The sequence below is a fragment of the Acidobacteriota bacterium genome, from assembly GCA_040754075.1.
Lineage (GTDB): Bacteria > Acidobacteriota > Blastocatellia > UBA7656 > UBA7656 > JBFMDH01.
Genome location: JBFMDH010000029.1, coordinates 51,885 through 64,187, shown reverse-complemented (window position 1 = coordinate 64,187; position 12,303 = coordinate 51,885). Strand labels below are relative to the sequence as shown.

5 protein-coding genes and 1 tRNA gene are annotated in these 12,303 nt (G+C 51.6%); 4 read left to right on the top strand and 2 right to left on the bottom strand.

What is annotated here, in order from left to right; all coding sequences use genetic code 11:
- Positions 1-7: 7 nt before the first annotated feature.
- Positions 8-3,622 (top strand): hypothetical protein, encoded by a 3,615-nt coding sequence (locus AB1757_24430; GenBank protein ID MEW6130205.1) that lies wholly within the window; start codon positions 8-10, stop codon positions 3,620-3,622.
- Between the two features lie 40 nt (positions 3,623-3,662).
- Entirely contained in the window at positions 3,663-4,703 is a 1,041-nt protein-coding gene (locus AB1757_24425) for a hypothetical protein (protein ID MEW6130204.1), read from the top strand.
- A 107-nt stretch (positions 4,704-4,810) separates the two neighbouring features.
- Here the strand turns inward: AB1757_24425 and AB1757_24420 are convergent, their stop codons facing one another.
- Both AB1757_24420 and AB1757_24415 read right to left on the bottom strand, forming a co-directional pair.
- Complete coding sequence (locus AB1757_24420) at positions 4,811-5,200, bottom strand: nuclear transport factor 2 family protein (protein MEW6130203.1); 390 nt, start codon at positions 5,198-5,200, stop codon at positions 4,811-4,813.
- Between the two features lie 171 nt (positions 5,201-5,371).
- Positions 5,372-8,635: an LpqB family beta-propeller domain-containing protein gene (locus AB1757_24415; protein MEW6130202.1), complete on the bottom strand. Its 3,264-nt coding sequence runs from the start codon at positions 8,633-8,635 to the stop codon at positions 5,372-5,374.
- Between the two features lie 170 nt (positions 8,636-8,805).
- On the opposite strand from AB1757_24415, the gene AB1757_24410 reads away from it, so the two are divergent.
- Positions 8,806-8,876 (top strand) — tRNA-Gln (locus tag AB1757_24410).
- Between the two features lie 407 nt (positions 8,877-9,283).
- Positions 9,284-12,298: a two-component regulator propeller domain-containing protein gene (locus AB1757_24405; GenBank protein MEW6130201.1), complete on the top strand. Its 3,015-nt coding sequence runs from the start codon at positions 9,284-9,286 to the stop codon at positions 12,296-12,298.
- The last annotated feature ends 5 nt before the right edge of the window (positions 12,299-12,303 follow it).

Sequence of the window (12,303 nt, the reverse complement as noted above, 5' to 3'; positions counted from 1 at the left end):
GGAAGCCATGAAAGTGTCACGAATTCCGATTATCCCTGCGATAGTGCTTGCCCTGTTGGTGCTCCCTTATTGGTCATCATCGGCTATGCAGAGTAAGAAAACGATCAAGCTAACGTTGCAGGTGAAGGGACCGGACGGCAACCCGGTTGGCGGCGCCAGGGTCTATGTTTGGCATGATACCTGGGTGCCGGATATCAGACCTGCCGATTATCGGGAAGAGACCCACGCCAATGGTCAGGTCACCCTGGAGGTACGGGCCGGCGAGACTTCAGAAGTGACGATTGAAGTGAGCAAGGACGATTTACAATGGACGGGCAACATCAAGCTATCAGGCACAACGATATATCGTTCTATAGAGATAAAGAAAGTTTCATCTGATGACGATTCAAAATTGATTAAAGTTAAGGTTCACGTTGAAGGCGAAAAACAAGAACCGATACCAGGGGCAAGAATTGTATTTAGCGATATCGGCGGGTCGCGGCGCAGCGAAGCCGACGGCTACACCGACCAAAACGGCGATGCGACTTTAGGGGTGCGCGCCTATACCTATGCCATACATGCCGGTAAGGACGGCTATCAGAGCGGTGAGGTGCGTATCTCTTTAAATAAATTTCAGAGCGGAAAAACCATCACCGCACCGACCATCAAGCTCACCAAAAAAACGGTCGTTGAAACCAATGTTGAAGTGGTCGTTCAGGTTCAAAATGCCAAAGACCTTAGCAACGTCGTGGGTGCAGAGGTTGTCTTAACCGGACAGGCAGGCGTTACCTCGGGCATTTATAAAGGCACGACCGATGGTTCAGGCACCGCGCGGATAACCCTCAAGGCGTATGGAAAATTCAGCCTGGAAATTTCTCAGGAATATTTCGAGACCCTGAGTAGTGACGTGCAAATCGCTCAGGGCGAAGGGGAAAAAAATCTGCCCCCGTATCGGCTGAAAGAGAAATCGAAGAAATCCGAAGGCAACAATCTGGTTAGTGTGAAAGTCCTGGCAAGCGATAAAAATCAAGCGCCCATTGTCGGGGGGACAGTAAGCGTCGAAAAAATCTCTACAGCCACTGATGCCACAGGGCTGGCAATGATAAGGGATGTCATCGGCATTGATGCCACAAGCGTTATAATTACAGCAACAGCACAGGGCTATAAACGCCAGACCAAAATCGCTCAGGTGCGCCGGGATTATCAATACACCGATGCCACGGCTTCGGCAACCTTTGTGATGGAGCCGGGCGAAGACCCGCCGTCGGAAGATACGCCGATCCGCCTGGTCGTCGAGATTATTGACAGTTTCACGCAGCAACCTTTGAGCAACACCGACGTGCGGATTCGGTTTAAGGGAAAGCTGGTGGGGATAGAAAATACCAACGAGTTTGGTGAAGCCCGCTTTGAACTGAAGGACAGCGCCCCCTACTCGGTTGCAGAATTTCGTTCGGGTCTAAAGGTTGATGCCTATCACGACAACTACATACCCAGAGACAGCGATATTACGCCGGATTTGCTGATGCCTTCAAGCACGCCACGCATTGTCACGCTTCATCTGGAACGCGATTGGACGGCGCTTGGTAAAGACCTCACCGTGCTTGAAGGCAAGGTCGCCGCCTGGGATAAAGATGCCAAAGAAGCCGCCACTTTACCCGGTCAAGTGCAAAGCCGCGTCGGACAACTGAAACTCATTAATCAGCGAGTTGGCGCAACCGTCACCGAGTTGAACAATTTTAGAAGGCAAGTTACGGGCTTTAACGGACCGGGCGACCAACTTCGTTGTGCAAACGCCGCGCAACTCAAGAGCAATCTCGAACGCTATGAAGTTGAAGCGAACCGGAAGGCTCAGGAGGTTGCAGAGAAACTCAAGCTTGCGACCGCCCTTGCCGAAAGGTGTTCGGCTGTCACCGACGGCGCTACGATTAAACGTCACTATCAGGATGCCATTCGTCTGGCTGCCGAGATTGGCAGGTTAGATAAATTGGCTGGCGAGGATTCGCGCAAATTGGCGATTCTGGCGAAAGAGGTTGAAGCGGTGAGACAGACCCTCAAGGAAGCCCAAGACCTCATCCCCAGAATTGATGTTGAAGCGCGAACCGCTGAAGTCATAGCAAAACAGATTCGTGCCGATTACGACAGAGGCACCGCTTTAAGCAAAGACCTGGATAAACGCCGTGACGCACTGGCGCAGGCGATTAATGACTTGAAGAAACTTCACGGGCTAGACCCGCGATTTATCAACCGCTTGCCGCTTAACTTGAAGAAGCGATTCGACGACCTGGCTGAGTTAGTCGCGAGTCGCAACAGCGACCTCTTCAGCTCTCCGAACATCACCTCAGTTGAAGATGCGCTCCGCCTGCTTGAATCAATTCGGAAGGCGAAAGCGGAAGCCGAAAAAAACTTAGCCGAGTATAACAACGCCCTGTGCAACATTGACCCGATGAATGAGCGAGTACGAGCCATCAATCAGGCGCTGCTTGACGCGAGCGCCGAACTCGGACTTGCCGCAGACTTGCCAAGGAAAGCCGATGAGTGCACGAGGCAGGGCGCTTGTATGCCTGCACTGGCAAATATTCGCTCATTGCTTGAAGAGGACAACCTTGAATCCGCTGAAGCAGAGATTAACAAAGCGCGCATCAATGGTTGTGATGTGAGTAAAGCGACGGAAGAGCTTGAATACTTTCGCACCGTGCGCCGCACAGCAAATCTTCTGGCGGAATCTCTGGAGAATTGCCGTTTTCAGCAGGCGCTCAATCTGGCGCAGCAAATCCCTGCATCAATCAAAAGCCGACCGCTCGTTGCCCAAGCCCTAAGCGCGGTTCAACGCGGATTACAGGCGCAGCGGCGCATCGCCCAACTGCGCGCCAGCGCCAAACTCGCGGTTGAGCGAACCCGGCAGATGACATCAGCCAACTCTTATATCGAGGAAGCGGAGATGGCTGCTGAGGGCTTTCCTTGTCTGATGGAGGAGGTCGCGCGGTTTCGGGATGAATATGAGCCTCGCGATTCTGCGACCAAACCGCAGGTTGAAGAATTGCCGGAAGACGCTGACCACCCAACGACCAGGCCAACCGGCAAAGCAAAGAGCAAACCGAAAGTTGAAGAGATACCCGATGATGACAAACCCAATCAAACGGACAACCGTCCGCCAGCCCAAAAACCGGCTGTGACAACTCCGCCCGGAGGCAGCTTGCAACTGGCGAATCCCCAGGTCAAAGACGCCTATGCCCATGTCTGTTGTGGCGGCAGAACCGATTACACCTACGGCTTGAACTCCGCCACCCTGAAATACGCCTATCCGCCGTCAGAGGGAGGCAACGTAACGGTTGAGTGGCAATTCGATGGCGTCCCTCCTGGTGCCATTAGTCCCGGTGAGGAGATTACCATTACCGTCACCGGGAACTTCTCAGCCTCGCTCCCCGATAGAGACTTCCAGCCTCCGGCGGCCGGTGGCGTGAGAGTAGAGGGCGATGTCGAGATGATCGAACAAAAAACCGGCTATGTCGGCCGAAATTTTAAACAGATTGGGAAATATATCTTTCGAGTGCGCCCAAATGCGAAGTGGGTCAGTATCGGGCTAGGCGCAGATTACGGCCTTGGCACCTTTGTCGTTTATCGCTATGGAACGCAACCCAAGTAATCGCTGACCGGTTGTCCAAAAAAGCTAGGAGGTAAGCGTGATGGTAAACAGAGTTTCGATGATGATGATTTTGGTGTTGTTCGGCTGTGTCGCGGGTTTCGGGCAGAGTTCCTACAAAGGACTCACACCGGGCAAAAGCACCAAAACCGATGTGGAACGGGTGCTCGGTCAAGCCGCGCGCCAGATAAGCGATACGCTTTCCGAATACCAATCTACAAACGCGAGCGAAAAGATTTTTGTACAGTATAATGGTGAGACTTCAGTTGTTGAACGCATTGAAGCGATTTATCCGGCGACGCGCGACCGTGCCGATGTTTTGCAGGCTTTAAGGTTGCCGGCGCGACCCACGGCTTCGCAAACCAACAGCAAAGGAAAGCTCGAAGAGTATTTTGCCACCGCGCACATCGTTTTGACTTACGCATCGGGCGAGACGAGTGACGGAGTCAGCCGCGTTGGTTATTACAGCCGCGACCTGTTCGCCAGCGCCATCGCCAATGTGCCGCGCCGCTCACCGGATAGCCGCGTCGATTCGCCTGTGGCTGGAACCGGTGAACCGCGTGAATCCGCGCCTCGCGGCAATCGTCCCAAGTCTTCTGCAACCAATACCTCGACTCAAACCATAGACGTGGCGGCGGAAAGCGAGGCGACCGATTCCGCCTCGAAGGTTTCTGTGAAACGTATTCCCGATTCATCGAAAGAGCAGGCGGCTGATGTCACGACTGATTCGGCAACTTCGGACAGGCGCTCAGCATTGAGCGGCGGGATGGTTGAGCAGTTGGCTGGACGATATGAATTTGAAGCTCAAGATGAACCTTTACTTATGAATGTGGTGGTGGATGGAGTTGACGGGAAATTGCGATGGAATGCAGGCTCGCTAAAATATTTTCTTCGACAGACAGGTAGCGGACAAATATCTGATGCTGCCGGAAACGTCGAGAAAAATATTGTGCACTTCAAATTTGAAGGAAAGCCTGATGTGAGTGTGCAATTCATCTTGCGCGGCACCCGCGTAGAGGAAGTAACTTATTTTGAAGAGAAAGCCGGCAAGTCGATCTTTGCCCAGGGTAAACCAAAACGTTGAGCATGCTTTTTGCCAACTGAGATGAACGATTATCCAATGAATTTTGCAGGTCGTCGGATATGACTTCACCAGGTCGCTGTAAAAAAGCGGCATCGCAAAACTATTGATTAGCCCAGCAATTCCGCCATCATTGCCGCAGGGTTCCAATAGCCGCGTATGCTGTGTATTTTGCCTTGGTCATTAATTTCAAAAACATCTATGCCTGCAAAGCTCACTTCGCGCCCGTTTTTGCCTGTGCCTTGCCCCGTCCATTTCACAGCGGCGCTGTTGTCTGCAAGATAAATTTCCTGTTCGCTTAGACCCACGGTTTCAAATGCGCCGACAATACCGTCAAAAAATGCTGCGCGTTTTTCATTCGTATCCATTGGCGGCGCGCCAACCGGGTCAATGCTCACACCGTCTTCGGCAAAAGTCGCAAGCCAAGCCGCTTTATCCATCGCGCGGGTTGCAGCAAAATAAGCCGCAACGATTTCGTTTATCTGTTCAGGGGTTGCCAAAGTTTTTCTCCTTTCAAATCAGTCCTGAGAACTGATGGTCGTATTTTTTAAACCTGAAGCAGGAATGATAAACGATGAAGTATAAAATCTTTTGTTCATCGTTCATCGTTCCTGCTTCATACTTTCTTATGCAGTTCTTGTTTTACGCAAACGGTCGCGAATTCGGATTGCTCATTTTTTCGCGCCGAGTTGTTTCGTTAATTCGCGAACCGCGGTATCGAGTTGCGAATCCCTATCGGTGTAGGTTTCGCCAATCGGACGCGATACCGGAATATCGACCGGACGCGGCACCAGTTCCATGTTTTTGCCATTGCTGTCTTCGCATTTCATGCGCGGCACGCGAAACGTCGAGCCGTCAATCAAGCCGAGATTCCAGGTATAAATGATCCACCCCGAGGTCGGTTCGCCGACGACTTTACCGAGTTTCAAACTGCGGTAGCCTTCGGTGAAATCTTCGGCATCGGAAAGCGAATGTTGATTGGTGATTAAAATAGTCGGAAGTTCCAGTGCGCGTTGCCCATTCATGGTGCGCATCGGCGATGACGGATAGCCGCGCGGCGTCATGGTGATATAGCCGCGCCGCGCAAACACATCAATGGCGTAAACATTCACAAAGCCGCCGTTGTTGTTGCGAATATCAACCACGACCCCTTCGCGTCGGTGATTTTCGGCGTCGAGGTCAACATAGAGTTGCGCAAGCGAAGCGTCGGACATATCTGGAATATGCACATAGCCGAGCCGCCCCTGGCTTGCGCGGTCAACATACGCGCGATTTTTGGCGACCCAATCGCGATAAAGCAGTCCCGCTTCTGTGCCGTTGCTCACCGGTTTGATGGCGACTTCGCGGGAGGTTGCGCCGTCGGCGGAAGCCGCGATGGTGAGCGCCACGCGGCGATTGACTTTATTGGTGAGCAGTTCATCGAGGTTGGTTCGCGCATTGATGGTTGTGCCGTCAACCGCGATGAGGTATTCGCCCGTTTTGATATTGGCAATCGCCGCGGGCGAAAGCGCGATGACTTCGGTGATTCTTAGTTTCCCTGATGCCTCATAGGTTGCGCGGTCAAAGCGTAGACCGGGTCTGCCGACTGCTGAAGTTTGCGCGGCTTGGTTGAATGGCGGATTGATGCCGAGATGCGAAGCGTTCAATTCGCCGACCATCAAATTAATCAGGCGGCGCAGTTCATCGCCGGTGCGCGCGCCGGCAATATGCGGCGCAAAGGTTTCGCGCACCGCTTCCCAGTTCGCGCCGTGAAAATTGGCGTCATAAAAATTATCGCGTAAAAGCGTCCACGCCTGCCTGAAGACTTCGTGTTTTTCTTTGGCGAAATCGACATCCATTTCGGCAGTGACCGCAAGCGGGCGCGATTGCCGATTGTCCAGGGTGATGATGTTGATGCGTCCGCCTTCGAGGTAAAAAACTTCACGACCATCAGGGGTAAATTGGGCGTCGGTTTTAAAGCCGGGTGTGGTGGTGAGTTGCCTTGCGACCGCGTTTTCCCGCGTCAGTTCATCAAGCGGATAGGTATAGAGATTGAACTGACCTGAGCCGCTTGCCTGCATCAACAAAGTTTTGCCATCGGGACTGATGGTGAACGAGTTGACATCAACGCCAATCGGCAGAATGTTCAAGCGGCGGTTGATGCCCTCAAAAACGATTTCCACATTTTTCGAGTTATCTTTTTTCGGTTCTTCTTTGTTGGGTTGCGCGGTTGGCGTATTGTCCTGCGGCGCAGGGGTGCGTGGCGGCTGGGTGCGCGGCGTGGTGTCTTTGAATAAAGCGGTGAACTGGTCTTCGCGGAATTTCGGAGTGCGCGGCAACAAATCGATGCGCGCCAGGCTCGGCGATTCGGTGCGCTGACTGCTATTGAATAAAATGTAAGTGCCGTCGGGACTCCAAGCCATCGCATTTGAAAAGGCGTTGCTCAGGAAGCTGATGGGTTTACTGGTTCCGCCTGCGGCTTGAACCACCTGAATATTTTTAAATGCGCGTTCGCCGACATTCATAAAGGCAATCCAACGACTGTCGGGCGACCAGATGATTGGGCGATCCGGGTCAAACGGCGGGCGGTCGAGAAAGCCGGTTGCCAACTCACGCTCTTGTTTCGATTCGAGGTCGATAACCCGCAAGGCTTTCGCATCACGAACGAAGGCAACCATCTTGCCATCGGGCGACACCGCAGGCAAAGTGTCTGCGCTCGCGCCGTTTGTGAGTTGGGTCTCTTTATTTTGCGCGAAGTCATATAGGAAAAGATGCGGCGCGCCATCGCGTGTCGAAGCATAGACGAGGCGCTTGCTGTCTGCGAGCCACACGATATGGGATTCGGGCGCGGGCGTATTCGTGACGCGCGCCCCGTCGCCGCCATCTTTGGCAGAGGCGGCAAAAATTTCGCCGCGCGCGATGAACGCCACTTTTTTGCCATCGGGCGACAGCGCCAGTTCATTGAATTGTGAAGTGAGGGTCAGGTGTTCAACCGCGGCGGCGGAGGCAGCGCCGCGTCGCGTGATGTTGACTTCGCTGGCTTGATGGTTTGCCGTATCAAATTTCCAGATGCCGAAATCGCGTTCAAAAACGATGGTTTTGCCATCGTAAGAAATCGTCGGATAGAGCACTCGCCCGTCTTTGAATTGCGTCAGTTGCCGCGCTTGACCTTTGAGCGGGCGCGTCCAGAGGTTTTGCGCGCCGCTGCGGTCTGAGACGTAATAAATATTTTTTCCGTCGACGCCCCACATTGCCCACAACTCTTTCGCGCCGCCTTCGGTGAGGCGTTCATAGGTGCTGGCTTCGCCTTCGCGCATGAGCCAGATTTCCGATTCATCGAGGTGCGAATGACCCTTGCGCCACCATTGCGCCGAAGCGTTGCCGCGCGCATTGAAGGCAAGGGTTGAGCCATCGGGTGCGGGGGCTGCAAAAAATTCATTGGTGTAACGGTCGGCAGTCACTTGCATAGGCGTGCCGCCGTCGATGCTGACGCGATAGATGTCGCCGCGCCCGGAAATCTCTTTGCTGCCGGAATGAAAGTAGAGCCATTTGCCATCCCGCGACCAGTTGTTGAGTTGTTCTGCTGCGTCGTCGAATGTGAGTCGTTGCAAATCGCCTGTCGAGAGATTGAGGATATAGATGTCGCCATTGCCGGTGCGCGCCGATACGAAGGCGAGACGTTTGCCGTCGGGCGAATAGAGCGGGCGCGATTCGGTTGCCGGATGGGAAACCAGCAGCCGCGCTTCGCCGCCTGCGGTTGGCACTGTCCAGATGTCGCCGCCCGAAACGAAAGCGATTTCATTGCGGTCTGGAGAGATTGCCGGTTCATAAAACGAAGGCAGGGCAGTGACCGCGCGGTTAGCCGAAGTTTGCGCCTCGGTGGGTTGTCGTAGAGCGATTGAACTAATCATTGCCAGAGTCAGCATGAGACAGAAAAAATATTTGCGGTGATTCATAAGGCTCCTCCGAAAAACTCAATGTGGGTGACAGTGAAAATCAACTCGACCGGGAGAGATAACTTACCACCAGGTGCAGCGAAGCGTCATCTTGGTTTATTAAAAAGCGTAAAACTTGACAATAAAAAAGCCGGTTCGCTATAGTCTGAGGGTCGTTTTTGACAAATCAATGGGAGGTCGTTCAATGGTAGGACTGCGGTCTCTGGATCCGCCTATCGGGGTTCGAATCCCTGCCTCCCAGTATTTCGTTTCAATCGTTTAGAAGCCGCCTTCTTGAGCGGCTTTTGCTTTTTTGGCGCGCTTGGTGCACGGGCTTAGGCGAACCCCCACGAAGTTAGGGATCATCCATGACATTCGAGACACCATGAAAACCCTAAAAGCTGTCTTTTGTACCGATGTTTCAACCCAGGATCAATAACCGCTTCTGACCAGCCCCGAACGAGGTGCAATCAGAATGAAAGTCCGGGTTGAATTTTTGTCTCTTCATCCACTACACAACAGTGGCCAATTCCCACCCACAGACAATGGCATGCCGAAACCGCTACTTTTGAACTGTCAACTCGACGGGGAAGCTTACGGTAGTTTCTCGATTTACAACTTAAAATCAAATTACCCGCCAAAATATGTTATAAATATTTTCCATTCAAAATGTATATCAAGTCACGACATTGGAGTTTAAGATTCCTGACGCTATCCGTTTATATCGTCGTTGGTTTATCCACTTTGGCGAAGGCTCAGGAATACGGCTTTGACACCTGGACGACCGCAAACGGCTTGCCGCAAAACACTGTCACGGGGGTCGCGCAAACGCCCGATGGTTATTTGTGGCTTTCGACGTTTGACGGGCTGGCGCGATTTGACGGCGTGCGTTTTACGATTTTTGATAAAGGCAACACGAAAGGCATTCTCAACAATCGGTTCTCAGGGATTTTTGTTGACAAAGACGGCGCGGTCTGGGCGGCGGCTGAAAATGGCGTGGTCACGGTTTATCGAAACGGCGCGTTCGCTTCGTATCAGCCTCCCGAAACCTTTGGCAGTTCAATCGCTATTGTTTCGGATGGGAATGGAAATGCCGTTATCGAGGGCGCTGACAGATTTTATTATTTGCGGGATGGCAAGTTTATTCCGGTTTCCGACCAAAAAGAAAAAGGCGTCAAACGTTTTTATTATGGAAAATCGGGGGCGAAATGGACGTTTGAACGAAACAAAGTGACGTGGCAGAAAGCCGGACAGACGACAAATTATGCTCTCAGTCAGCCGTCTGAATATCTAACTTTAGTCAATAGTTTGCTGGCTTACGAAGATAACCAAGGTGCTTTATGGATTAGGTTCAAAGAGAAACTTTGCCGCCTCGCGGACGGGAAAGTAACGACGTTGACGAAAAATGAAATTCCCGCTTTGAAAGAATTGAATCTCCAAACGATTTTCGATGATGCAGAAGGAAGCATTTGGTTCGTTTTCGGGACGGCAAATCTGGACGCGCCGGTTAACGGGCAATTGGTAAGATTTAAGGACGGGCAATTCACTTCGTATAACTCAGGCAAATCTGTTCCGGCAGGCCCCGGTATTACTGACCGCGAAGGCAATTTTTGGTTGGCGACAACCACCGGACTGCGTCGTTTGCGGCGACAGCTTATTACTTCTTTATCCGTGAAAGACGGTCTCAACAGAAATGAAGTTTATCCTCTGCTGCAAACCAGCAAAGGAGATATTTTCATCGGCACGGTACAAGGCGTTAATCGTTACTCGGACGGAAAAATTACGAATTTAAGACTTAAATATACAGCGGGGTTTCCGCTTTATATGCGCGGTTTGTGGGAAGACACCTCGGCGCGGGTTTGGCTCGGTTATCAAGGCGAAGGCGGATTCGGGCGATTTGAAGAGCCTTCGTCCGTCAGGCGAATTGGTAAAAACGATATTCCAAACGGAGCGACCGATTTTGCTTCCGACCAGGCAGGCAATATCTGGATAGCAACTGAAGAAGGCTTATACAAATATAAAGACGACAACGAAATTGCTCATTACACGGTCAAAGACGGTTTGCTAAATGACAAAATAATAACAGTTCACTTTGACCGCAACGGCAGCCTTTGGTTAGGGACATTTGACGGATTATCGCAATTCAAAGACGGCAAGTTTTTCAATTTCGGCGATGTCGAAAACAGTCCGCGAGGATTCGTCCGTGCCATTTACGAAGATGCAGAAGGCGTTTTGTGGTTCGGGACTTATGGCGATGGCTTAGTTCGATATAAGGACGGCAAGTTTTTCAATTACCGCGTCGAACACGGGCTTTTCAACAACGGCGTTTTTGCGATTCTTGAAGATGGTCGCGGCAATTTTTGGATGTCCTCGAATCGCGGTATTCATCGTGTAAGCCGTCAGGAGTTGAATGAGTTTGCTGACGGTAAAATTCCCAAACTCAACAGCGTTTCTTACGACGAAAAAGACGGAATGCTCAATGCCGAATGCAACGGCGGCAGGATTCCTTCGGCAATAAAAACCAGAGACGGCAAACTCTGGTTTGCGACCATGGGCGGAGTCGCCATCATTGACCCCGAAGCCGAAAAAATCAATCCGCATCCGCCGCCTGTCGTCATCGAAAACATTTCAATAGATAGAAAATCTGTTGACCCAAATCATTTTCAATCCGCAATCCGCCATCCGCAATCCGCAATCGAACTGAGTCCGGGACAATCGAATCTTGAAATCCATTACACAGGTTTGAGTTTGATTAAATCCGAACAGATAAAATTCAAATACAAACTTGAAGGGTTTGAAGAAAATTGGGTTGAAGCCGGACGAGAGCGCATAGCGAATTATTCATATTTGCCGCACGGCGAATATCGGTTTCGCGTCATCGCCGCCAACGCCAACGGCGTTTGGAACACGGACGGCGCGATGGTGAAAATCATCGTGCATCCGTATTTTTATCAAACCTGGTGGTTTCGTGTTTTGGCGGCATTAGCGGTTGCGCTCATCACAGGTTTGATCTATTACAACCGCGTCTCGCATCTACGAACCATTGCCGAAACCAAAACCGCTTTTTCGCGGCAGTTGATCGAATCGCAGGAAGCCGAACGTAAACGCATCGCCGCCGAATTGCACGACGGTTTGGGGCAAAGTTTGGTGATTATCAAAAATCGGGCGATGCTCGGCATCAAAAAGGGTGATGATAAAGCGCGGGTTGCCAAAGAACTCGACAGGATTTCCGAATCGGCAACTCTGGCGCTTGATGAAGTGCGCGAGATAACCAACAATCTGCGCCCGCAACTGCTTGACCGGTTGGGTCTGACGAAGGCTTTGATCTCAATGTGCAAGAAAATCTCGGGTGTCGTCGAGGTCGAATGCGAGGTCGCCTCGATTGATAATCTTTTCAATGAAAGCGAAGAAATCAGCTTTTATCGAATCGTTCAGGAATCCTTGAATAACATTATCAAACATGCCAACGCCTCAAGCGCGAGCGTGAAAATCAAACGAACCGAAAGCCGGATTATGATTACCATTGAAGATAACGGGAAGGGTTTTGAAGTCGAAAATATCAAATCCGGCGGACTCGGGTTGGTCGGGTTGCGGGAAAGGGCACAGTTGTTAAACGGCGAGTTTTCGATTCAATCGAAGATCGGCAAAGGAACATCCATTCAAGTCGAAATCCGTCTTGTTTGATAAAA